The sequence below is a fragment of the Streptomyces sp. NPDC043896 genome, from assembly GCF_056435605.1.
In genome coordinates, this window is the sequence record NZ_JBWKEE010000032.1 from 19,759 (window position 1) to 43,009 (window position 23,251).

22 protein-coding genes are annotated in these 23,251 nt (G+C 73.1%); 17 read left to right on the plus strand and 5 right to left on the minus strand.

Annotated features, from left to right (window positions below):
- The first annotated feature begins 13 nt into the window (after positions 1-13).
- Positions 14-1,186 (plus strand): molecular chaperone DnaJ, encoded by a 1,173-nt coding sequence (gene dnaJ, locus AC069X_RS33595; protein WP_478734680.1) that lies wholly within the window; start codon positions 14-16, stop codon positions 1,184-1,186.
- A 1-nt stretch (position 1,187) separates the two neighbouring features.
- A complete protein-coding gene (locus tag AC069X_RS33600) occupies positions 1,188-1,655 on the plus strand; it encodes a heat shock protein transcriptional repressor HspR (RefSeq protein WP_125813228.1) in 468 nt (155 codons plus the stop codon).
- A 137-nt stretch (positions 1,656-1,792) separates the two neighbouring features.
- On the opposite strand, the gene AC069X_RS33605 is transcribed toward AC069X_RS33600, so the two are convergent.
- Positions 1,793-2,824 carry a helix-turn-helix transcriptional regulator gene (locus AC069X_RS33605; protein WP_478734682.1) on the minus strand — a complete coding sequence of 344 codons (1,032 nt, stop codon included), beginning with the start codon at positions 2,822-2,824 and terminating at the stop codon, positions 1,793-1,795.
- Positions 2,825-2,909: 85 nt separating this feature from the next.
- Between AC069X_RS33605 and AC069X_RS33610 the strand changes: the two genes are divergently transcribed.
- Positions 2,910-3,107, plus strand: coding sequence for a hypothetical protein (locus AC069X_RS33610; protein WP_478734684.1), 198 nt, complete (start codon positions 2,910-2,912; stop codon positions 3,105-3,107).
- The gene (locus tag AC069X_RS33615; protein WP_030228709.1) at positions 3,107-3,421 is read left to right on the plus strand and encodes a Rieske (2Fe-2S) protein; all 315 of its coding nucleotides are present in this window, start codon (positions 3,107-3,109) and stop codon (positions 3,419-3,421) included. The genes AC069X_RS33610 and AC069X_RS33615 overlap by 1 nt, the downstream gene beginning before the upstream one ends.
- A gap of 225 nt (positions 3,422-3,646) precedes the next feature.
- On the opposite strand, the gene AC069X_RS33620 is transcribed toward AC069X_RS33615, so the two are convergent.
- Positions 3,647-4,051 (minus strand): pyridoxamine 5'-phosphate oxidase family protein, encoded by a 405-nt coding sequence (locus AC069X_RS33620; protein WP_478734687.1) that lies wholly within the window; start codon positions 4,049-4,051, stop codon positions 3,647-3,649.
- 156 nt (positions 4,052-4,207) lie between these two features.
- Here AC069X_RS33620 and clpB point away from each other — a divergent pair, with 156 nt between their 5' ends.
- Both clpB and AC069X_RS33630 read left to right on the plus strand, forming a co-directional pair.
- A complete protein-coding gene (gene clpB, locus AC069X_RS33625; protein WP_478734689.1) occupies positions 4,208-6,814 on the plus strand; it encodes an ATP-dependent chaperone ClpB in 2,607 nt (868 codons plus the stop codon).
- A gap of 122 nt (positions 6,815-6,936) precedes the next feature.
- Positions 6,937-7,476 carry a type III secretion system chaperone family protein gene (locus tag AC069X_RS33630; protein ID WP_478734691.1) on the plus strand — a complete coding sequence of 180 codons (540 nt, stop codon included), beginning with the start codon at positions 6,937-6,939 and terminating at the stop codon, positions 7,474-7,476.
- Positions 7,477-7,494: 18 nt separating this feature from the next.
- On the opposite strand, the gene AC069X_RS33635 is transcribed toward AC069X_RS33630, so the two are convergent.
- Positions 7,495-8,679 (minus strand): hypothetical protein, encoded by a 1,185-nt coding sequence (locus AC069X_RS33635; RefSeq protein ID WP_478734693.1) that lies wholly within the window; start codon positions 8,677-8,679, stop codon positions 7,495-7,497.
- An 8-nt stretch (positions 8,680-8,687) separates the two neighbouring features.
- Positions 8,688-9,872 (minus strand): pyridoxal phosphate-dependent aminotransferase, encoded by a 1,185-nt coding sequence (locus AC069X_RS33640; protein ID WP_478734695.1) that lies wholly within the window; start codon positions 9,870-9,872, stop codon positions 8,688-8,690.
- A gap of 128 nt (positions 9,873-10,000) precedes the next feature.
- On the opposite strand from AC069X_RS33640, the gene AC069X_RS33645 reads away from it, so the two are divergent.
- The 10 genes from AC069X_RS33645 (at position 10,001) to AC069X_RS33690 (ending at position 20,413) form a co-directional block, all read left to right on the plus strand.
- Positions 10,001-10,252: a hypothetical protein gene (locus AC069X_RS33645; RefSeq protein ID WP_478734697.1), complete on the plus strand. Its 252-nt coding sequence runs from the start codon at positions 10,001-10,003 to the stop codon at positions 10,250-10,252.
- Positions 10,253-10,586: 334 nt separating this feature from the next.
- Positions 10,587-11,105, plus strand: coding sequence for a DUF2617 family protein (locus tag AC069X_RS33650; protein WP_042801168.1), 519 nt, complete (start codon positions 10,587-10,589; stop codon positions 11,103-11,105).
- A 174-nt stretch (positions 11,106-11,279) separates the two neighbouring features.
- A complete protein-coding gene (locus AC069X_RS33655; protein ID WP_478734699.1) occupies positions 11,280-12,920 on the plus strand; it encodes a polyamine aminopropyltransferase in 1,641 nt (546 codons plus the stop codon).
- 54 nt (positions 12,921-12,974) lie between these two features.
- A complete protein-coding gene (locus tag AC069X_RS33660) occupies positions 12,975-13,802 on the plus strand; it encodes an SRPBCC domain-containing protein (protein WP_478734701.1) in 828 nt (275 codons plus the stop codon).
- Positions 13,803-13,821: 19 nt separating this feature from the next.
- Positions 13,822-14,610 carry an aldose epimerase family protein gene (locus AC069X_RS33665; RefSeq protein WP_478734703.1) on the plus strand — a complete coding sequence of 263 codons (789 nt, stop codon included), beginning with the start codon at positions 13,822-13,824 and terminating at the stop codon, positions 14,608-14,610.
- 21 nt (positions 14,611-14,631) lie between these two features.
- The gene (gene pyrE, locus AC069X_RS33670; protein WP_478734705.1) at positions 14,632-15,171 is read left to right on the plus strand and encodes an orotate phosphoribosyltransferase; all 540 of its coding nucleotides are present in this window, start codon (positions 14,632-14,634) and stop codon (positions 15,169-15,171) included.
- Between the two features lie 338 nt (positions 15,172-15,509).
- The gene (fbaA, locus tag AC069X_RS33675; RefSeq protein ID WP_478734707.1) at positions 15,510-16,532 is read left to right on the plus strand and encodes a class II fructose-bisphosphate aldolase; all 1,023 of its coding nucleotides are present in this window, start codon (positions 15,510-15,512) and stop codon (positions 16,530-16,532) included.
- A gap of 223 nt (positions 16,533-16,755) precedes the next feature.
- Positions 16,756-17,595, plus strand: a complete 840-nt coding sequence (locus AC069X_RS33680) for a ScbR family autoregulator-binding transcription factor (RefSeq protein WP_478734709.1) — start codon at positions 16,756-16,758, stop codon at positions 17,593-17,595.
- 77 nt (positions 17,596-17,672) lie between these two features.
- Positions 17,673-18,380, plus strand: a complete 708-nt coding sequence (locus AC069X_RS33685) for an AfsR/SARP family transcriptional regulator (RefSeq protein WP_478734711.1) — start codon at positions 17,673-17,675, stop codon at positions 18,378-18,380.
- A 101-nt stretch (positions 18,381-18,481) separates the two neighbouring features.
- Positions 18,482-20,413 carry a helix-turn-helix domain-containing protein gene (locus AC069X_RS33690; protein ID WP_478734713.1) on the plus strand — a complete coding sequence of 644 codons (1,932 nt, stop codon included), beginning with the start codon at positions 18,482-18,484 and terminating at the stop codon, positions 20,411-20,413.
- Between the two features lie 82 nt (positions 20,414-20,495).
- Here AC069X_RS33690 and AC069X_RS33695 read toward each other — a convergent pair whose 3' ends face one another.
- Positions 20,496-21,731 carry an IS701 family transposase gene (locus AC069X_RS33695; RefSeq protein ID WP_478734715.1) on the minus strand — a complete coding sequence of 412 codons (1,236 nt, stop codon included), beginning with the start codon at positions 21,729-21,731 and terminating at the stop codon, positions 20,496-20,498.
- 278 nt (positions 21,732-22,009) lie between these two features.
- On the opposite strand from AC069X_RS33695, the gene AC069X_RS33700 reads away from it, so the two are divergent.
- The gene (locus tag AC069X_RS33700) at positions 22,010-23,140 is read left to right on the plus strand and encodes a CE1758 family FMN-dependent luciferase-like monooxygenase (protein ID WP_478734717.1); all 1,131 of its coding nucleotides are present in this window, start codon (positions 22,010-22,012) and stop codon (positions 23,138-23,140) included.
- Positions 23,141-23,251: the final 111 nt, after the last annotated feature.

The window sequence follows — 23,251 nt, forward strand, 5'->3', positions numbered from 1 at the left end:
AGGGACACCGGGGATGAGCACGAAGGACTTCGTCGAGAAGGACTACTACAAGGTCCTCGGTGTCCCGAAGGACGCCACCGAGGCGGAGATCAAGAAGGCGTACCGGAAGCTCGCCCGCGAGTTCCACCCGGACGCCAACAAGGGCGACGCCTCGGCGGAGGAGCGCTTCAAGGAGATCTCCGAGGCGAACGACGTCCTCGGCGACGCCAAGAAGCGCAAGGAGTACGACGAGGCCCGCGCGCTGTTCGGGAACGGCGGCTTCCGCCCCGGCCCGGGCGGCGGCTCGTTCAACTTCGACCTGGGCGACCTGTTCGGCGGTACGCAGCAGGGCGGCCAGGGCGGCTTCGGCGGCGGCCTCGGCGACGTCTTCGGCGGCCTGTTCAACCGCGGCGCCGGCGCCGGTGCGGGCACCCGCACCCAGCCGCGCCGCGGTCAGGACGTCGAGTCGGAGGTCACGCTCTCCTTCACGGAGGCCGTCGACGGCGCGACCGTCCCGCTGCGGATGTCCTCGCAGGCCCCCTGCAAGGCCTGTTCCGGCACCGGCGACAAGAACGGCACCCCCCGGGTGTGCCCGACCTGCGTCGGCACCGGCCAGGTCTCGCGGGGCAGCGGCGGCGGCTTCTCGCTGACCGACCCCTGCGCGGACTGCAAGGGCCGCGGCCTGATCGCGGAGAACCCCTGCGAGGTCTGCAAGGGCAGCGGGCGCGCCCGCAGCTCCCGCACCATGCAGGTCCGGATCCCGGCGGGCGTCTCCGACGGCCAGCGGATCCGGCTGCGCGGCAAGGGCGCGCCGGGCGAGCGCGGCGGCCCGGCGGGCGACCTGTACGTGGTGGTCCACGTCGGTACGCACCCGGTGTTCGGCCGCAAGGGCGACAACCTCACGGTGACGGTCCCGGTGACCTTCGCGGAGGCCGCCCTGGGCGCCGACATCAAGGTGCCGACCCTCGGCGGGCCCGCGGTCACCCTGAAGCTGCCCCCGGGCACCCCCGGCGGCCGCACCATGCGGGCCCGGGGCAAGGGCGCGGTCCGCAAGGACGGCACCCGAGGCGACCTGCTCGTCACGGTGGAGGTCTCGGTTCCGGCGGAGCTGTCCGACAAGGCCCGCGAGGCACTGGAGATGTACCGGGACGCGACCGGGTCCGAGGACCCGCGCGCCCTCCTGTTCGAGTCCGCGAAGGGAGCATGACATGGACGGCCGCCGACGACAGCCCCGCTTCGGCGAGGGGGCGTACCAGCTCACCGACGAGACCCCGGTCTACGTGATCTCGGTGGCCGCCCAGCTCTCGGGCCTGCATCCGCAGACCCTGCGCCAGTACGACCGCCTCGGCCTGGTCTCCCCGGACCGGACGGCCGGCCGCGGCCGGCGGTATTCGGCCAGGGACATCGAACTGCTCCGCACGGTGCAGCAGCTGTCCCAGGACGAGGGCATCAACCTGGCGGGCATCAAGCGGATCATCGAACTGGAGAACCAGGTGGCCGCGCTCCAGCAGCGCGTCGCCGAGCTGTCCGCGGCCGTGGACGGGGCGGCCGCCGCCCTCCAGGCCCGCGAGGCCCAGGTGCACGCCTCGTACCGCCGCGACCTGGTCCCGTACCAGCCGCCGGTGCCGGGCAGCGCGCTGGTCGTCTGGCGGCCCACCAAGCGCCCGGGCGACTGACCGGACCGCGTACGCCGTGAAGGCCCCGTCCGGCCCCTCCCGCGCAGGAGGCGGCCGGACGGGGCCTTCCGCGCGTCCCGGCCCCTCCAGGGCCCTCCGGGGGCCGCTGCGGGGCCCTGCGGGCCTCCGGGGGCCCGTCAGCCCTCCGGGGCCTCCGCCGGGCCCGGGCCGTGCAGGATCCCGGACTGGGCGATGAGGTAGCCCAGTTGGGCCCGGCTGCCGCTGCCCAGGGCGGCGGCCAGCTTCGCGATGTGCGCGCGGCAGGTGCGTACGTTCATTCCCAGCCGGCGGGCGATGGCCTCGTCCACGTGCCCCTCGATGAGCAGCTGCGCGATGGAACGCTGCACCCCGGAGATGCCGTCCGCGCTGTGCGCGTAGGTGACCTCGTCGCCCAGCGGCACGGCCCTGCGCCAGAGTTGTTCGAAGACCTTGATGAGGTAGTCCACCAGGCCCGGGTGCCGCAGCTCCAGGGCCACCCGCCGGTCGTCGCTGGCGGGGATGAAGGCCACGGTGCGGTCGAAGATCATGAGACGCTCTATCAGTTCCTCGAGCGTGCGTATCTCGACCTTGCCGACGGATATCCGGTCCACGTAGGCGAGCGTGCCCTGGCTGTGCCGCACGGTGTGCTGGTAGAGCGTCCGGATGCTCACCCCGCGGTCGATCATCGGGGTGGCGCGCTCCAGGGACTCGCTGAGGACGAACGTCGGCCGGGCGCCACCCGGCTGGATGGTCAGGGCCTCGGTGTGGCACTCGGAGGTGGCCAGGTCGATGGCGGCGTTGATCTGGTCGAACCCCTCCAGCACCGTGATGGCGTGGGTGTTGGCGGGGCTCTGGGCGCTGATGGTGAGGAACGGCTCGAATGCATCGGTGAGATCTACGGCGGTGCGCCTGCGTTCCTGGATCTCACGTTCGAGCGGATGGAGCCGTTGGGCGAGTGCGATGGACGGGGGAACCGCCCGCAGTTGGTTGGCGTCATCCGGGTCGGGTCGCAGAAGGGCGAATTCGAGCAGGCAGGGGGCGTTCGCCACCTCGCCGCGGGCGACGCGGCCGGTGCTCAGGGCCGCCGCGTAGAGTCGGGCGCCTTCGGCGCACATCTCGGTGACGGGGTGGCGATGTGTCGGGTTTATGTCGCTCTTGGGCAAATCTCCACCCCCCAGGGTCCTGAACATGTAAGAACATGATGCATCGTCCCTGTGGCACTGACGTGCCTGAATGAGCCATCGTCTGACAGTGCGGGGGAGAGGATTCCATCAAGTGAGGACGAAGCCGACCATGTATAAGAGAATGCTTCGCTCGGCGCTTGCCGTTGTTTTCTCCGCCGTCGCGGTCTTTGGTGCGGCCGTCGCCGCCAACGGGGACGCGGGAAGCGCTCAGGCTGGTGCCGGTTCGTCGGCGAAGACGACGGCCGAGAGCGATTTCGGCTGGAACAGCACGCCTGCGCAGGTCTCCTGATGACCCCAGACGACCGCGACTTCCGACGTGAAATGGCCTCCGCGTACCGCTCCGGCTGGCAGTTCATCGATCTCGCCACGGCGATTCCGTACGCCGGCGACTCGTTGATGGTCACTCTTTTCGGCCAGCCGATCGTCGTCGTGCGCGAGGAGGACGAGGACGTCCGTGCCTACCGCTGCCTGCGCCGCCCCCGGGGCGCACCGCAGCCCGTCCGCTGCGAAGTGCGGTACGGCATGGTCTTCGTCAACCTCGACCAGCGGGACCACCAGCTGTTCGAGCCCGATATCACCACCGCCACCCCCCGCAGTGCCTGAGGCGATTCCCCCGTCGTTGCAGATCGCTCCAGGTGCTACCCCCACACAACGGCGCCATCGTGGACCTGACCACGATGGCGCCGTTGTGATGTCCGCGTCCAGTGGCCGAACCGGACAATCGCCTGCCGGGGCCGCCCCCGGCCCCGCGCCTCGGGTCCCCGGCCCCGCGCCTCGGGTCCCCGGCTCCAGGCCCGGCCCATGGCCTCAGGCCCCAGGTCCCCGGCCTCAGGCCCGGCCCATGGCCCGGTCGAGGGTGATCTCCAGGACCACCCGGTCCGGGTTGGGCGAGGGCGTCCGCCCGTACCGCTCCGCGTAGCGCGCCACCGCCTCCGCGACCGAGGCCTCGTCCGTACGGATCACCGCGCGCCCCTCCAGGGTGGCCCAGCGCCGGCCCTCCATCTGGCAGACCGCCGCCCGCGCGCCGCCGCCGGGCGCCGCCAGGACGTTGCGGACCTTCTTGCTGTGCTTGTTGCTGATCACCCGCGCCACCCCCGCCTCCGGGTCGTAGGTCACGCCCACGGGCACCACGTGCGGGGTGCCGTCGGGGCGCGGGGTGGTCAGGGTGCAGACGTGCCGCTCCCGCCAGAAGGCGAGGTACTCGGACGTCGGGTTGAGTACGTCATGGGCCATGGGCCGAAGCGTACGCCCGCGTTCTCCCGGATCCGGCGGGAGAACGGCCTTGAGTGGAATAGACTCAACTTTGCAGATGCTGAATCTGTCAGAGTGAGTGCGCCGACCCTGGCGCGCCACGGGTCACGTACACCCGCCGGAGAGGAGAAACCGAGAGTGGACGCCGAGCTGACCAACAAGAGCCGCGACGCCCTGAACGCGGCCACGAGCAGGGCCGTCAAGGACGGCCACGCCGACCTGACCCCCGCGCACCTCCTGCTGGCCCTGCTCGCCGGCGAGGACAACGAGAACGTCATCGACCTGCTGATCGCCACCGAGGCGGACCAGGCCGCCGTCCGCACCGGGGCGGAGCGGCTGCTCGCCGCCCTGCCCAGCGTCACCGGCTCCACCGTCGCGCCCCCGCAGCCCAGCCGCGACCTGCTCGCCGTCCTGGCCGAGGCCGACTCCCAGGCCGGCCGCCTCGGCGACGAGTACCTCTCCACCGAACACCTCCTCATCGCCATCGCCGCCAAGGGCGGACCGGCCGGTGAGGTCCTTTCCGCCCAGGGCGCGACGGCGAAGAAGCTGCTCGACGCCTTCCAGAACGCACGAGGAGCACGGCGGGTGACCACCCCCGACCCCGAGGGCCAGTACAAGGCCCTGGAGAAGTTCGGCACCGACTTCACGGCCGCCGCCCGCGACGGCAAGCTCGACCCCGTCATCGGCCGCGACCACGAGATCCGGCGCGTCGTCCAGGTCCTCTCCCGCCGCACCAAGAACAACCCGGTGCTCATCGGCGAGCCCGGCGTCGGCAAGACCGCCGTCGTCGAGGGCCTGGCCCAGCGCATCGTGAAGGGCGACGTCCCCGAGTCCCTCAAGGGCAAGCGGCTCGTCTCCCTCGACCTCGGCGCGATGGTGGCCGGCGCCAAGTACCGCGGCGAGTTCGAGGAGCGGCTCAAGACCGTCCTCGCCGAGATCAAGTCGAGCGAGGGCCAGATCATCACCTTCATCGACGAGCTGCACACCGTCGTCGGCGCGGGAGCCGGCGGGGACTCCGCCATGGACGCGGGCAACATGCTCAAGCCCATGCTGGCCCGCGGCGAGCTGCGCATGGTCGGCGCGACCACCCTGGACGAGTACCGCGAGCGCATCGAGAAGGACCCGGCCCTGGAGCGCCGCTTCCAGCAGGTGCTGGTGGCCGAGCCCACCGTCGAGGACACCATCGCGATCCTGCGCGGGCTGAAGGGCCGCTACGAGGCCCACCACAAGGTCGTCATCAACGACAGCGCCCTCGTCGCCGCCGCCACCCTCTCCGACCGCTACATCACCTCCCGCTTCCTGCCCGACAAGGCCATCGACCTCGTCGACGAGGCGGCCTCCCGGCTCCGCATGGAGATCGACTCCTCGCCCGTGGAGATCGACGAGCTCCAGCGCTCCGTCGACCGGCTGCGGATGGAGGAGCTGGCGCTGAAGAACGAGTCCGACCCGGCCTCGATCGAACGCCTCGACAAGATCCGCAAGGACCTCGCCGACAAGGAGGAGGAGCTGCGCGGCCTGACCGCCCGCTGGGAGAAGGAGAAGCAGTCCCTCAACCGGGTCGGCGAGCTCAAGGAGCGCCTGGACGACCTGCGCGGCCAGGCCGAGCGCGCCCAGCGCGACGGGGACTTCGACACCGCCTCCAAGCTGCTCTACGGGGAGATCCCGCAGCTGGAGCGCGAGCTCGCCGAGGCCACCGAGGCCGAGGCGGCGGCGGAGGCCTCGAAGGCCGGAGCGTCCAAGAACTCCATGGTCAAGGACGAGGTCGGCCCCGACGACATCGCCGACGTGGTCGGCGCCTGGACCGGCATCCCGGCCGGCCGCCTCCTGGAGGGCGAGACCCAGAAGCTCCTGCGGATGGAGGACGAGCTGGGCCGCCGCCTGATCGGGCAGACCGAGGCCGTGCGCGCCGTCGCGGACGCCGTACGCCGCACCCGCGCCGGCATCGCCGACCCGGACCGGCCGACCGGCTCGTTCCTCTTCCTGGGCCCGACGGGCGTGGGCAAGACCGAGCTGGCCAAGGCCCTCGCGGACTTCCTCTTCGACGACGAGCGGGCCATGGTCCGCATCGACATGTCCGAGTACTCCGAGAAGCACAGCGTGGCCCGGCTCGTCGGCGCCCCTCCCGGGTACGTCGGCTACGAGGAGGGCGGCCAGCTCACCGAGGCCGTCCGCCGCCGCCCGTACAGCGTGGTCCTGCTGGACGAGGTCGAGAAGGCCCACCCCGAGGTCTTCGACATCCTGCTCCAGGTCCTCGACGACGGCCGCCTCACCGACGGACAGGGCCGCACCGTCGACTTCCGCAACACCATCCTGATCCTCACCTCGAACCTGGGCAGCCAGTTCCTGGTGGAGCCGCTGACCAGCGCGGACGAGAAGAAGCAGCGGGTCCTGGAGGTGGTCCGGGCGAGCTTCAAGCCGGAGTTCCTCAACCGCCTCGACGACCTCGTGGTCTTCTCCGCGCTGACCCGCGACGAGCTGGCGCACATCGCCGAGCTCCAGATCGCCCGGCTCGCCAGGCGCCTCGCCGACCGCCGGCTCACCCTGGACGTCACCCCCGACGCCCTGGCCTGGCTGGCGGACAAGGGCAACGACCCGGCGTACGGCGCCCGCCCGCTGCGCCGCCTGATCCAGACGGCGGTCGGGGACCGGCTCGCCAAGGAGATCCTCTCCGGCGAGGTCCGCGAGGGGGACACCGTACGGGTCGACGTCGCCGGCGAGGACCTGCTGGTCGGCCGCGCCCTGTAGCCCCTTCCCGTAAGGGTCGCCCCGCCCCCGTGTCCGCCCGGAGCGGATCGCGGGTGCGGGGCTGGACACGGGGTGGGCGCGATGGGGGAGGATGGCGGTATCCGCACGAAGGGAAGTACACGGTGAGCATCGACCCGGCCTCGATTCCGAACTTCGGGGGTAAGCCCGAACCGCAAGGCCAAGGACCGGCGGGCCCCGTCGTCCCCGACCAGGACCTGGTGAAGCAGCTCCTGGACCAGATGGAGCTGAAGTACGTCGTCGACGACGAGGGTGACCTCGCGGCGCCGTGGGAGGACTTCCGCACGTACTTCATGTTCCGCGGCGAGGGCGAGCAGCAGGTCTTCTCCGTGCGGACCTTCTACGACCGCCCCCACGCCCTCGACGACAAGCCCCAGCTGCTGGAGTCGATCGACGACTGGAACCGCCGCACCCTGTGGCCCAAGGTCTACAGCCACACCCACGACGACGGCTCCGTCCGCCTCATCGGCGAGGCGCAGATGCTGATCGGCACCGGCGTCAGCCTGGAGCACTTCGTGTCCTCCACGGTCAGCTGGGTCCGCGCGTCGATCGAGTTCGACAAGTGGCTGCTGGAGCAGCTCGGCCTGGAGAAGGACGTCGACTCCGCCGAGGGCGAGGACAAGAAGGAGGAGGACGGCGAGTAGCCGTCCCCCTCCCCGCGGTCACAGGGGCACCTTGGCCATCAGGAGCAGGTACGCCCCGTAGCCGTACGAGAGCCCGGCGGCGCAGGCGGTCAGTACGACCGCCGTGCGCGGCCGGGCTCTCGCCATGACGGCCGCCACCGGCAGCAGCAGCGGGAACGCGGGCAGCAGGAACCGGGGCTTCGACTCGAAGAAGCCCGCCCCGCCGAAGGTGATCACCAGCAGGGTCCCCGCGTACACCAGCAGCGGAAGCGGCGTCCGGTCGAGCACGGCGGCCGCGGTGAGCAGCCCGGCGGCGGCCAGTACGGCCATCGTCACCGCGACCGGGATCGTCACGGGCCCGCCGGAGAGCACCTTCCAGACCGTCTCCAGGGTCCCGCCGCCGAAGTCGAAGCGCGAGCCCCACTGCCGCTGGACGGTGAAGTAGCCGAAGGGGTCCTCCCGGCGCACCCCGACGGCCACGACGTACGAGGCCCAGCCCGCGGGCGCGAGCAGCCCGGCCGCCCACACCGCGGGCGTGCGGTTGCCCCGTACCAGCTCCCGCAGGGCCGTCACGGTCACGGCGGCGGCGACGGCGATCCCGGTGGGCCGGGTCAGCCCGGCGAGCGCCGCCAGGGAGGCCGCCCACAGCCATCGCTCCCGCAGCAGCGCGTACAGGGACCAGGCGGCCAGCGCGCACAGCAGCGGTTCCGTGTAGGCGAGGGTCAGCACCACCGCGTGCGGCAGCGAGGCCCACAGCGCGACGAGCAGCACCCCCGCCCGCGCCCCGAGCAGCCGCTCCCCGATCCGGTACACCCCGACGGCGGCGGCCGCCGCGGCCGTCCAGGCCACGACGAGGCCGGCGACGGGGCCGCCGCCGAGGAAGTGCACCAGCACCGGGTAGAGCGGGAAGAAGGCGTGGTCGCTCTGGATGGAGTCGGAGGCGGGCCACATGTGGGTGCGGCCGTAGCCGTTGGCGGCGATGGAGAGGTACCAGAAGGAGTCCCAGGACCCGCCGAGCACCTTGACCGGATCCCGTCCGGCCCACCAGGCCCCGCCGGCGACCACCAGGGCCCCGATCCCGCGCACGGAGGCGAACACCCCGAGCGCGAGCCCGGCCGACCAGGCGGCCCCCCGCGTGCCCGGGACTCCCCGGTCCTTCGGGGCTCCCTGTCTTCGTCCCGTCCGCGCGGGCGCGGGCAGGGTCCGTCTCGTCGTCACGTCCATGCCGGGCCTCAGAGCCGGCGGAGGCGGTCCACTGCCTCCTGGAGCACGCCGGTCTGCTTGCAGAAGGCCCAGCGGACCTGGGTGGCGCCGGCCGGCTTGTCGTCGTAGAAGACCTGGTTGGGGATGGCGACCACGCCGCAGCGCTCGGGCAGGGCGCGGCAGAAGGCGAGGCCGTCCTCCTCGCCCAGAGGGGAGATGTCGGTGGTGATGAAGTAGGTGCCCTGCGGGCGGTAGACCTCGAAGCCGGCGGCGGCGAGTCCGTCGGAGAGGAGGTCGCGCTTGGCGGCGAGGTCGGCGCGGAAGTCCTCGAAGTAGGTGTCGGGGAGGGCGAGGGCCTCGGCGACGGCGTACTGGAAGGGGCCGGAGGAGACGTACGTCAGGAACTGCTTGGCCGAGCGGACCGCCGAGACCAGTGCGGGCGGGGCGGTGACCCAGCCGACCTTCCAGCCGGTGAAGGAGAAGGTCTTGCCGGCGGAGGAGATGGTGACGGTGCGTTCGCGCATGCCGGGCAGGGAGGCCAGCGGCACGTGCCCGCCCTCGAAGACGAGGTGTTCGTAGACCTCGTCGGTGACGACCAGGAGGTCGCGTTCCACGACGAGTTCGGCGATGGCGGCCAGTTCCTCGCGGGTGAGGACGGTGCCCGTCGGGTTGTGCGGGGTGTTGAGCAGCAGCAGCCGGGTGCGGGGGGTGACGGCGGCGCGCAGGGCGTCCAGGTCGGGGCGGAAGTCCGGGGCGCGCAGGGTGAGGGGGACGCGGGTGGCGCCCGCCATGGCGATGCAGGCGGCGTAGGAGTCGTAGTACGGCTCCAGGGCGATGACCTCGTCGCCCGGTTCGAGGAGGGCGAGGAGGGCGGCGGCGATGGCCTCGGTGGCCCCGGCGGTGACGAGGACCTCGGTGTCCGGGTCGTAGGACAGGCCGTAGAAGCGCTGCTGGTGGGCGGCGATCGCGGTGCGCAGCTCGGGGATGCCGGGTGCGGGCGGGTACTGGTTGCCGCGGCCGTCGCGGATCGCGCGTACGGCGGCTTCGGCGATCTCGGCGGGGCCGTCGGTGTCGGGGAAGCCCTGGCCCAGGTTGATCGACCCGGTGCGGGCGGCGAGTGCCGACATCTCCGCGAAGATCGTGGTGCCGAACGAGGCCAGGCTGCGGTTGAGGAGGGGGCGGCTGCTGCCCGCGGGTGCGCTCATGAGCGCCATCCTGGGGTGAACCTCTGGAGTTGCTCAAGTGTGCTTTCGAGGCGTTGGCCTGCGGGCATCCCCCCTGCACGCGGGCCACGGGGGTGCCGCGGCCCGGGCGTCCGGGTGTGGGAAAGGGGGTGGGGGCCGTGTCCCTCGTCCTGGTGGTCGTCGGTGTCGTGGTGGTCGTGGGGTTCGTGATCCTCGCGGTGCGTCTGGCCAAGTCGGGCGCAGGTGGTTCGGGCTCCGGTTCGGGCTCCGGTTCCGGTTCCGGCTCGGGTTCCGGCTCCAGCTGGTGGGCGAGCAGCGGTTCCTCGTCCGTCGGCTCGTCCTGCGGTTCCTCCTCCTCGTCGTGCGGGTCCTCGTCCTCCTGCGGTGGCGGAGGCTGCGGGTCCAGCTGACACTGGTACGGCGGAAGCGCGTGCCGATCCCGTGTGGACAGGGCGCCCGGCGGGGACAACTTCCTTCGGGCGTCTTCTTGTTCGGGCCGGGACTACGGCGTACGGGCGGCGTCGTGTTGAACACGTGAACCGTGAAGCCCCCGGGGGGATGTAAACCCCGTCAAGTTGGGTAAAAACGCTGTGAGTGCCGTGCCTTTCATGATTCCCTCGGTTGAGTAGACCAGTCCCCGGACCTCCCGGGACTTCCTGTGGACCCGTGCCGGTGTCCCCCCACCCGTTGACTACCGCTGGCGGGCCCCGGCCCATCTCCCTCGCGCGTTTGCGGAGCCGACTCATGCTCACGACCCTCCAGACCACCTACACCGACACGCGTGCCGCCGATCTCGCCTGGGCCCTGGGACGCGACCGGCTGCCCGCCCTGGCCGTACTGAACCTCCAGCTCGCGGACGCGAAGGTGGAGTTGCGCCTGCTCGGGGCCTCTCATCAGGTGCTCCTGGAGGAAGGCGAGGTGCTCTGCTCGGAGACGGTCGCCTGTATGCCCGGCAGCAGCACGCCGCTGCCGCTCGGCGTGGCGAAGCGGGTGGGTGACTGGGAGTACGAGTTCGCCGCGCGGGTCGAGACCCTTTCGCGGGGTTCCTTCGCGGGGCGGGCCCAGGAGCTGCTCGCGCTGGTCGCGGACCACCCGAACGGGCTAGCCGGCACCTTTCCGGGTGACCCGCACGCGTTCACCGCGATGCTCGCGCAGCGCCACGAGGGGCAGGTGCGCTGGCGCACCTGGCACGCGTATCCGCAGGAGGGCCAGCTGGTCGCCACCCGCACCCGGGTGGGCGTACGCATGGGCGCTCCCGTCTAGGGGCTCCCCGGGTGGCTCCCCAGACCGCTCCCCGCGGCCGTTCGGGTGGGCCGTACCTCCGGGCCGTACCGGGCGGAGCGCCGGTCCCGATTACGCCAACTGGCCCGATACGCACGGCACTTGCACCCATGTGGGTGACAGGGTGTCGGTGGGCGGTGACGTACGGTTCGCTGCATGATCGACCGTTCCGCCCCCCGCGGGGTGCTCCCGGCGGCGGAGCCGCGGGGCGTGCAGACCGTCCAGGCCGCCCTGCCCGTACGCCCACGGACCGGCCGACTCCTCGTGCTGGCCACGGTGTTCGTCTGTGCCGCCTGCGGGCTCGTCTACGAGCTGGAACTGCTCGCGCTCGGCTCGTACCTCATCGGCGACTCCGTCACCCAGGCGTCGGTCGTGCTGTCCGTCATGGTCTTCGCCATGGGGGTCGGCTCCCTCCTCGCCAAACGCCTGCGCCACCGGCCCGCCTTCGGCTTCGGCGCCATCGAGGCCGCCCTCGCCCTGCTCGGCGGCTTCTCCGCCATGGCCCTGTACGCGAGCTTCGCCTGGCTGGGCGAGTCCAGGCCCGCGCTCGTCGCCTTCTCCTTCGCCATCGGCGTGCTCATCGGCGCGGAGATCCCGCTGCTGATGGTCCTCATCCAGCGCATCCGCAGACAGGACGCGGGCGGGGCCGTCGCCGACCTCTTCGCCGCCGACTACGTGGGCGCCCTGGTCGGCGGGCTCGCCTTCCCCTTCCTGCTGCTCCCCCTGCTCGGCCAGCTCACCGGCGCCATGGTCACCGGCACGGTCAACGCCGTCGTCGGCGGTGGACTCGTCCTGTGGCTGTTCCGCCACGACCTCAGCAGACGCTGCCGCTGGCTGCTGGTCACCGCCAACGCGACCGTCCTCGCCCTGCTCGCCGCGGCGACCCTCCTCGTGGACGACTTCGAGCGGGCCGCCCGCACCGCCGTCTACGGCGCGGAGGTGCGCGTCGCCACGCAGACCGGGGTGCAGGAACTGGTGCTGACCGGCCCCGCCACGGGCTCCCCGCGCTCCCTCGACCTCTTCCTGGACGGGCGACTGCGGGTCAGCGGCTACGACGAGTACCGCTACCACGAGGCCCTGGTCCACCCCGCGATGACCGGCCCGCACTCCCGCGTCCTGGTCCTGGGCGGCGGTGACGGGCTCGCCGCCCGCGAGGTGCTGCGCTACCGGGACGTCGCTTCCGTGACCGTCGTCGAGCTCGACCCCGGCGTGGTCCGCCTCGCCCGCACCGACCCGATGCTCTCCGCGCTCAACGCCCGCGCGTACGAGGACCCGCGCCTGGGCGTCGTCACCCAGGACGCCTTCCGCTGGCTGCGGGGGCCCGCCTCGCGCGACCGCTTCGACGTCATCGTCTCCGACCTTCCCGACCCCGGGATCACCCCGAGCACGAAGCTGTACTCGCAGGAGTTCTACGGGCTGGCCGCGCGGGCGCTGAAGCCCGGCGGCCGCATCGCCGTGCACGCCGGACCCCTCGCCACGCGGCCGCGCGCGTACTGGACCGTCGAGTCCACCCTGCGCGCGGCGGGGCTGCTGACCACCCCGTACAGCACCGGCGGCCGGCTCTCCGGCTTCGCCGCCGGGCCCGACCGCACCCTGGGCGCCGCCGACGCGCCGCCGCAGGACTGGGGCTTCGTACTCGCCGCCCGCGACCGGGTGCCCGAGCTGCGGGTGGACCGCGACACCCCCGCGCTGCGCGCCGTGTCCACCCGGGGGCTACAGGACGCGGCCCGTGACGCCGCCCGGACCCGGCTCCCCGGACTCCCGCCGTCCACGCTGCCGCATCCGCGCTACTCCTGAGTCGGGGCGTCGTGTCCGTGTGCACGGGCGGATCCCCTCGGTAGGCTCGGCCGCATGGAGCATCAGGTGTTCGTTCCGGTACCGGCAGAAGACGTCCGCGCCGTGCTGCGCGACCCCGCCCGGGTGGCCCGCTGCGTGCCCGGGCTCCAGCAGGACGCCGACACCGCCTCCGGGCCGCTGGCCGGGCGGCTCAAGGTGCGGGTCGGCGGCCACACCGTGACCTACCGGGGTGCCGTCACCCTGACCGAGCGGGACCCGGACCACTTCGCGGCGGAGGGCGGGGGCACCGAGGTGCGCGGCAGCGGCACCGTCACCCTCGCGCTCGTGCTGCGTCTGCTCCCGCACGACGGCGGGACCCTGCTGGAGTTCAGCGGCGGGGCCACCGCCGACGGACGGGCCGCCGCCTTCGAGCCGGAGGCCACCGCCACCGCCGCGGGGCGGCTGCTCGGCCGCTTCGCCGCGAACCTGGCGGGCATCGCGAGCGCGCCGCAGGGGGAGGGCGACCCCGTGGCGGAGGCCGGGGAGGCGGAGTCCGGCGCTTCGGTCTTCGACACCGAGGTGCCGCCCCCGTCCCTCGACCCCTTCCTGGAGGGCGAGTTCGCCGACTTCGCCGCCTTCGCCGGGGCGGAGAAGGAGGAGGAGCCGGACGCCGGCCTCGCGGGCGGTGTCCGTCCGCCGGCCGAGGCCGCGCACGCCCGCCGCACGATGATCGGCCGCAGTGCCGAGGAGGTCGACCACGCGCCCCCGCGCGGCCGTTACGCCCCGGTCCCGGCCCCCTCCGACGGCGGCGGGCAGAACGGCCTGCGCTGGATCGCACCGGCGGCGGCCCTGGCCCTCGCCTCGGCGGTCGTGGTCGGAAGGGCGTTGCGCCGCCGTCGCTGACGAGCCGTAGGGTCGCCGTATGACTACGCGACTGAGCGCCGGCGGCGCCGAACTCACCATCGATCAGGAAAACGGCTGCCGGATCAGCGGTCTGCTCGTCGACGGCGTCGAGCTGCTGCGGCAGGGCCCGAAGTTCGGGGCCTTCCCGATGGTCCCCTGGTGCGGGCGGACGGCGGACGGGCGGTTCCACGACGGTGCGGCCGTCCACCAGCTGCCGCTCAACCATCCGCCGCACGCCATCCACGGCTTCGCCCGCGACGCGGCCTGGAAGGCGGCCTCCGTCACCGGGACCACCGCGGCCTTCACCTACGATCTCGCCGACCCCTGGCCCTACACCGGCCGGGTGACGCAGGTCTTCGAGCTGGGCGGGGACGCGCTGACGATCCGGCTGGGCGTGGAGACGTACCAGGACTCCTTCCCGGCGCAGGCCGGCTGGCACCCCTGGTTCAACCGGGTGCTGACCGACGGCGGGCAGCCGGCCCGGATCGACTTCGACCCGGCCTGGCAGGAGGAGCGGGACGACGACCACATCCCCACCGGCCGCCGCGTCGACCCCCGCCCCGGCCCCTGGGACGACTGCTTCGGGATGCCCTACGGGGTCGACGTCACCCTCACCTGGCCCGGTCAGCTGGAGCTGAAGGTCACCAGCCCCGCCGAATGGGTGGTCGTGTACGACGAGCAGCCCGAGGCCGTCTGCGTCGAGCCGCAGTCCGGCCCGCCGAACGGTCTCAACACCCTCCCGCGCCTGGTCACGCCGGTGGACCCGCTGGAGGTCTCCACGACCTGGACGTGGCGGCGGCTCGGCTGACCCGCAACTAAGCTCGGGGCCATGACTGACGTACGCGATGCGCTTCTGCAGCAGATCAAGGACAAGGCCGTCGTGCACGGCAAGGTGACGCTCTCCTCCGGCAAGGAAGCCGACTACTACATCGACCTCCGCCGGATCACCCTCGACGGCGAGGCCGCCCCGCTGGTCGGCCAGGTCATGCTGGATCTGACCGCCGACCTCGCGTTCGACTGCGTCGGCGGCCTGACCCTGGGTGCCGACCCGGTCGCCACCTCGATGCTGCACGCCTCCGCCGCGCGCGGCGAGCGCCTGGACGCCTTCGTCGTCCGCAAGGCGCAGAAGGCCCACGGCATGCAGCGCCGTATCGAGGGCACCGACGTCAAGGGCAAGCGCTGCCTGGTCGTCGAGGACACCTCCACCACCGGCGGCTCCCCGCTGACCGCCGTCGAGGCGGTCCGCGAGGCCGGCGGCGAGGTCGTCGCCGTCGCCACCATCGTGGACCGTGGCGCCGCCGACGCGATCGCCGAGGCGGGCCTGCCCTACCTCACCGGCTACCGGCTCGGGGACCTGGGTCTCGCCTGACCCGCCCCTTCCGCCCTTCCGCCCCTTCCGCCCCTCGCGCCCCTCGCGCCCCCGGGCCGTCTCGGATCGTGGTCGGGGCGGGGTGACGGCGGGGTCGGGGACCGGACGCAGGGCAACTGGTGACCAAGGTCCCGGTTGTGCAGGCTCCGGTCCTGACCTGCGGCTTTTCGGAGGGGCGGAGTGTTTCACGTGAAACACTCCGCCCGCCCCGTTCAGCGGGGGGTGACAGGCGGGGTGGAGTGTTGCGCCGAGTCTGGAAAGATAGGCGCGACGGCGACGTCGCCCCCAGGTCAGGGCCCGCAATAAGCACACTCCCCGCACATCCAAGGAGCGGACAGATGCCCATCGCAACCCCCGAGGTCTACAACGAGATGCTCGACCGGGCGAAGGCAGGCAAGTTCGCCTACCCGGCCATCAACGTCACCTCGACCCAGACCCTGCACGCTGCGCTGCGCGGCTTCGCGGAGGCCGAGAGCGACGGCATCATCCAGATCTCCACCGGCGGTGCCGAGTTCCTGGGTGGCCAGTACAACAAGGACATGGTGACCGGTGCGGTCGCCCTGGCCGAGTTCGCGCACGTCGTCGCCGCCAAGTACGACGTCACGGTCGCGCTGCACACGGACCACTGCCCCAAGGACAAGCTGGACGGCTACGTACGTCCGCTCCTGGAGGTGTCCGCCGAGCGCGTCGCCCGCGGTCTGAACCCGCTCTTCCAGTCGCACATGTGGGACGGTTCCGCCGAGACCCTGGCCGACAACCTGGCCATCGGCCAGGAGCTGCTCGCCAAGGCCGCCGCCGCGAAGATCATCCTCGAGGTCGAGATCACCCCGACCGGTGGCGAGGAGGACGGCGTCAGCCACGAGATCAACGACGAGCTGTACACCACCGTCGAGGACGCGATCCGCACCGCCGAGGCCCTGGGCCTGGGCGAGAAGGGCCGCTACCTGCTCGCCGCCTCCTTCGGCAACGTGCACGGCGTCTACAAGCCGGGCAACGTCGTCCTGCGGCCCGAGCTGCTGAAGGACCTCCAGGCGGGCGTCGCCGAGAAGTTCGGCAAGGCCTCCCCGTTCGACTTCGTCTTCCACGGCGGCTCCGGCTCCACGCCCGAGGAGATCGCCACCGCGCTGGAGAACGGCGTCGTGAAGATGAACCTCGACACCGACACCCAGTACGCCTTCACCCGCCCGGTCGCGGACCACATGTTCCGCAACTACGACGGTGTCCTGAAGGTCGACGGCGAGGTCGGCAAGAAGTCCACCTACGACCCGCGCACCTGGGGCAAGCTCGCCGAGGCGAGCATGGCCAAGCGCGTCGCCCAGGCCTGTGCCGACCTGCGCTCCACGGGCACCAAGCTGAAGTAAGCGGCGAGGACCTGGAAGGGTCCGCGAGGACCCGAGGGGGTCCGCCGGTCCGTCACGGACCGGCGGACCCCCTTTTCCGTGCGCCTCCGTGGTGGATTCGGGAGGGATCGGCCCGAGGTGACATACGCCGGTGGACGCACGGCCGGGCGATGGTGTGGAATCTGTTGAGAGAAACGTACCCGTGGGGATGTAAACCGGCGGGCCAGGAGAGGCGACGCCAGAGATGAAGACAGAGCGACCCCAGGTGAAGCAGGACCGGGCGGTGCGCACGCGTCAGGCGATCCTGGAAGCGGCCGCCGTGGTGTTCGAGGAGCACGGCTACGACACGGCCAAGCTCTCGGACATCGTCAACATCGCGAAGGTCACCAAGGGCGCGCTCTACTTCCACTTCGACTCCAAGGAGGGCCTGGCCCAGGCCGTCATCGACGCGCAGAACGCCTCGCAGCCGCATCTGCCGCCGCAGCAGTACAAGGCGCAGGAGTTCGTGGACGTCGGCATGGTCTTCTCGCACCAGCTGCGGCACGACGTGCTGATGCGGGCCAGCACCCGCCTCACGCTGGACCACGCGGGCCGGGGCCTGGACCGGGCGACCCCTTACCAGACCTGGATCGAGCTGCACATCCCGTTGCTGGAGGAGGCCCAGCGGCGCGGGGAACTGCTGCCGAACGTGGACCCGTGGGTGCCGGCCCGGCTGATCGTGGGCGCCTTCGCCGGTCTGAACACCATGTCGTACACCCTGGGGCTGGACCTGGACGCGCAGGTCTCGGAGCTCTACACGCACGTGATGCCCAGCGTGGTGGTCCCGGCGGTGGCGATCCGGCTGGACACGGCCCCCGGGCGGGGGGCGCGGGCACTGTTCGGGCAGCAGGGCGCGCACGAGTGCCGGCAGGGCTGCGCGGGCGGGGTGCCGCCGAGGGAGGAAGCCGCTCCGGTCGTAGCCGCGCCGGTCGCAGGCGCTCCGGTCGAAGGCGTGCCGGACGGCGTGCCGGTCGAAGGCGCGCCGCACAGCGTGCCGGAGAGGGCCCGCGAGGGCGCCGGGAAGGCCTCCGTGGCATCCGCCTGACACCTGACCGCCCCACCCCTTCCCTGAAAGATCCTTCCGGGTATTATTTTTCTGCTCGCCTGCCCAGGGAGATCACTGTGGACATTGAGGTACTCGGCTCACCACGGGTCACCGAGAACGGTGTGCCCATCACGGCCCCCACGCCGGAGTCCCGGCACGTCCTGGCGCTCCTCGCCGCCTGTCCCGACCGGGTCGTGCCCGTTTCCGTCCTCGCGGACGAGCTGACCCGGCGCACCCCGCCCGAGCACGCCCACGCCGCCCTCCACACCGCCGTGCGCCGGCTCCGCGAGCGGTTCGCGGAGGCGCTGGGGGCCGGCTCGGTACGAACTCCCGAGACCGTGCTCTCCACGAGGCCCGGCGGGTATCTTCTCGACACCGCCGGCGGCCGCTGCGACGTCCGCGAGTTCGAACGCGAGGCGGGCGCCGGCTACCGCGCCATGAGCCGGGGGGACTTCGAACAGGCCGCCGCCCGCCTCCGCCGGGCCCTGGACCTGTGGACCGGACCCGCCCTGGACGGCATCGACGCCGGCCCCTGGCTCCGCGGCCGCATCTCCTGCCTGGACGCCGACCGGCTCTCGGTCCTCGGCCAGTGGGTCGAGGCCGAACTCGCCCTCGGACGCCACCGCGAGCTGCGCCTCGCGCTCGCGGGCCTGCGCGGCGCCGGAGCCGACCGCCCCGGTGGCGCCTACCTGGCGGGGCTGCTCCGCGCCGAGGCCCGCGTCGCGGCCCTGCGGACCGCCCGACCGGCCCCCGGGCTCACCCTGACCGGCGCCGCCCGCGGCTGACCCGCGCGGCCCCCGGCGTCCTGCTTGACCCCTCGCCCGGCGGAACCTAGGTTCGGTGCAGGGGACGGAAAACAGCTGGTCGGGGTGGGGGGAGCAGCGGTATGCGCGGCGACGGGGACGGGCCGCTGGCCGTTCTGGAACTGCTCGCGGAGGACGCCCCGCAGAGCCGGTACGAGACCCTGCTCGCCGAGGCCCGCGGCATCGGCGCCGACGAAGCCGAACTCGCGCGCCTCACCCGGGCCGTGGAACTCGCCCGCTCGGTACGGGCCCGCGCCAGCAGCGGCAAGCAGCGCGAGGCGGCCCTCACCGCCCTCGTCGACACCGCCCACGACCTGACCTCCCCGTACGACATCGACGGGCTGCTCCGCCTGATCACCCGTCGGGCCCGGCGCCTCCTCGGCTTCGACATGGCCTGGCTGTCGCTGAGCCGCCCGGACGGATCGGCGTACGTCCGCACCTCCGAGGGCGAGACCACCGCGCTCAACGTCGGCCTCGAACTCGGCACCGGCCGGGGCCTCGGCAGCATCGCCCAGGCCCGCCGCTCGCCCGTGTGGACCTCCGACTACCTCGCGGACGACTCCATCGCCCACGCCCCCGGCATCGACGCCGTCGTCGAGGCGGAGGGCCTGCACGCGATCATCGCCGTCCCGCTGCGGCGCGGGAACTCCACCCTCGGCGCGCTCTACGGGTCCGACCGCGCCGTGAGGGAGTTCACCCCCGACGAGATCGGGATCATGCTCTCCCTCGCCGACCTGGCCGCCGTCGCCATCGAGAAGGCCCGGCTGCTGGAGCAGACCCGCGACGAGGTCACCGAGCTGGAGGCGTTCGGCTCGCGCACCCACACCGCCCTCACCCGGGTCCGCTACCTGTGGGAGTGCCACGCCCGGCTGGCCGGGCTGGTCCTGGACGGCGCCGGCCTGGCCACCCTCGCCCGGGCCACCGCCGACGCGCTGGACGGCGTGCTCCAGGTACGGGACCCCGGCGGGCGGCCGCTGACCGCCACCGGGGAACTGCCCGGTCTGGACGAGGACGCGGTGACCAAGGGCGCCCTCCAGGCCCTCACCGACCGGCGTCCCGTACGGCTGCCCGGCGACCTGTGGCTGGCGCCCGTCCTGGCGGGGGCCGAGGACCTCGGGGTGCTGCTGCTGAGCGCCTCCGCCCCGCTCGCCGACGAGGACGTACGGCTGCTCCAGCTGGCGGCCCAGTCCGTGGCCTCCCTGATGCTGATCCAGCGGGGCACGGCCGCCGCCGAGGGGCCCGTCCACGACGAACTCCTCGCCGACCTGCTCGACCGCCCGCACTCCGTCGACCTCCACCTGCTGGAGCGCACCCGCCGGCTCGGCATCGACCTCGACGGCCCCCACGTGGTCGTCGTCGCCCGCCCCGAGGGCGGCGAACTGGGCAAGGCCGTGGCCTGGGCCTCCTCGTACGCCTACCGGATGGGCGGGCTCAAGGGCGTCCGCCGGGGCTGCATCGTGCTGGTCCTGCCCGGCACCGACGCCTCCGCCGCGGCCCACCGCGCCTCCGGGGAGCTGTCGCCGCTGCTCGGCCACGCCGTGTCCACCGGGGCCGCCGGACCGACCGGGGGCCCGGGCGAGGTGGCACGGGTCTACGCCGAGGCCGTGCGCTGCCTGGACGCGCTGACCGCGCTCGACGGGGTGGGCGGCACCGCCTCCCTGCGCGAACTGGGCTTCCTCGGCATGCTGCTGTCCGCCGACCACGACGTGGAGTCCTTCGTCGCCGCGACCATCGGCCCCGTGCTGGAGTACGACGCGGACCGGCTGACGGAGCTCACCCGCACGCTGGAGGCGTACTTCGCCTCGGGCGCCAGCCCCACCCACGCCGCCGACGCCCTGCACGTGCATCCCAACACCGTCTCCCGCCGCCTGGACCGCATCGCGGAACTCCTCGGCCCCGACTGGCAGAAGCCTGCCGGGGCGCTGGAGATCCAGATGGCCCTGCGGCTGCGCAAGGCCCGCATGGTCCTCCACGACCGCCGCACCGCCGCCGACCGCTCCCGCCCCGCCGAGTAGCCGACGCCGGTCCGGTGGCCCGTGGCCCGTGAGCGGTGGCCCGTGGGCTGTGGCCGGTCCGGTGGCCGGTGGCCCGTCCGGGCTACGCCACCGCCGCCGCCGCGCAGTGCTCCGCGCCGGTCAGGGCGCGGGCGGCGTGCGCGACGGAGGCCAGCGTGACGTGCCGGTGCCAGCCGGGCAGGCCGCGCCCGGCGAAGTCGCGCAGGCCGGCCTCCTGGCCGCTGTGCTCGGCGGCGAAGCCCACCCGCCGGCCCTGCTTCGTCAGCCGCAGCAGCGGGCCCACGGGCAGCCGTACCAGGTCCGTCACCCACATCTGCGCCGGAGGGCGGCGCGGGTCCGTCCACTCGCCGACCAGCAGCAGGTGGCGGCGTCGGGCCGGCGACGGGTCGGGCATCATCACCCGCACCGCGACCGCCAGGGTGCTGCGGTGGCGGCCGCCCGGGACCCCGGGGTCCGGGTCGGTCCACTCCACCGGGGTGGCCAGCCCCTTCACCGCCTGGAGGACGTCCCGCGCGGGCCGCGCCCCCGCGCCGTGGCCGGGCATCGCAGGGTCCGTGACCAGCAGCGGGGTGGAAGCGCCGACGCGTGCGATGACGGGCAGCCCGGCCTCCGCGAAGCGGTTCATCGTCGACCGGGTGCCGATGCGCTGGATGTCCAGCACCACCGGGCGGCGGTTGCCGGTGCGCCGCACGGTCTCGATGACGGCGGCCGCCGCGGACTCCTCGTACGCGGCCTGGCTGTCGGCCGGGTCGAAGGAGCCGGGGGCGTCCTGGGCGTCGGCCTCCGGAAGGTACATGCGCCAGCCGACCGGAGTGACCAGACCGGCCGAGGCGAACCAGGTCCCGAACGCCTGCTGCCCCCGGAACATCTGCCCCTGGTGGGGGTCGAAGCGGTTCGCCACCCCCACCGAATGCTCCCCGCCCTTCGGAATGGCCATCGGCTGCGCCACCCACGCCGTCAGCGGGGAGGCGGCCTGGAGGAACCCCGCGAGCGAGGCGCGGATCGGCTCCCAGTCCCAGGTGGAGCCGGAGATGAAGTGGTGCATGCTCTGTTCGGCGGCTCCGCCCCCGACCTGCCCCGCGATCCCGCGCATCGACTTGCGGCCGGGCAGCGCGAGGAGCCCCTGGACGTACTGCCGGCCCTTCTCCCGCTGGTCCTTGCGGCGCAGCGAGGACAGGACGGCCGCGCACAGGTCGTCCGCCGCCTCGCGGGCCGGGTCCCGCCGGACCAGCGTCGCCGTTCCCGTTCCCGTTCCCGTTCCCGTTCCCGTTCCCGGGCTCGTCCCCGTGCCCGTACCGCTGCTGTTGATGCTGCTCATGACCGCTTTCACGACATGCCCCCTCGGCGTGCGTCCACTGCACCTCTACCGTCGGCCGAGGACCCCTCCTACGGGGAGGTGCGCCGGTCACCGCACTTCGCCGGAAGGTGGTGGGGCCGTCACCACCCCGGAGACTTGACGGACTGCCCGGGCGGACCTGGCCGGACCGCCGCGAATCGGGCACGGTCCTGTGTCGCGGGGCCCATGAGCCGCGGCGCCGGGGCCTGCCCCCCGGTGCCGCTCCCCGCACGGTGGCGGTCTCGACGGGGAGGAGCGGGGTGCAGTTCGGCGTCTTCTCCCTCGGCGAGGTCGTCCCCGACCCGGCGACCGGCCGCACGCCGACCGAGCACGAGCGGATCGCGGCCATGACCGCCCTCGCGCTGCGGGCGGAGGAGGCGGACCTCGACGTCTTCGCCACCGGCGAGCACCACAGCCCGCCCTACGTGACCTCCTCGCCGCCGACCCTGCTCGCGTACCTGGCCGCGTGCACGCGGCGGCTGATCCTCTCGACCGCCACCACCCTGGTCACCACGAACGACCCGGTCCGCGTCGCCGAGGAGTACGCGCTGCTCCAGCACCTGGCGGGCGGCCGCCTCGACCTGATGGCGGGCCGGGGCGACACCCCGAACTGCTACCCCTGGTTCGGCCAGGACCTGCGCCAGGGCATCGCGCTGGCCCGGGAGAACTACGCCCTGCTGCACCGCCTGTGGCGGGAGGAGGACGTCGACTGGCAGGGCCGTTTCCGGGCCCGCCTCGACGGGTTCACGTCCGTGCCCCGCCCGCTGGACGGCGTACCGCCCTTCGTGTGGCACGCGTCGGTGCGCTCGCCGGAGATCGCGGAGCAGGCCGCGTACTACGGCGACGGCTTCTTCGCGGACAACCTCCGCGGCCCCGTCGAGCAGTACGCCCGGCTGGTGGAGCTGTACCGCGCCGGGTACGAGGAGCACGGCCACGGCACCGCCCAGCAGGCGGTGGTGGGGCTCGGCGGGCAGGTCTTCGTACGGGCGCGCTCGCAGGACGCGGTGCGGGAGTTCCGGCCGTACTTCGACCGGTCCCGGCACTACGGCGGGCGCTACTCGCTGGAGGAGTGCGCGGCCCGGACGCCGCTGGCCGTGGGCAGCCCGGACCAGGTCATCGAGAAGGTGCTCGGCTTCCGGGAGGCGTACGGGGACTACCAGCGCCAGCTCTTCGCGGTGGACCACTGCGGGCTGCCGCTGAAGGCGGCCCTGGAGCAGGTGGACGTGCTGGGCGAGCGGATCGTGCCGGTGCTGCGCCGCGAGCTCGCGGTGTCCCGCCCGCCCGCCGTCCCGCCGGGCCCCCGCCACCCGGCGACGGGACCGGCACCGGACGGCCGCCCGGAGCCGGCACCGGCGCCCGGCCGCGGTGCGGGGGCGGTCCCGGCGCGCTGACCCGCCGTGCGGAGCCGGCACCGGCGCGCTGACCCGCCGTGCGGAGTAGGTACCGTCCCCCGAGCGTGGTCCGGAGGCCGCGTCGCCCCGCTGACCGCCGTGCGGAGACCG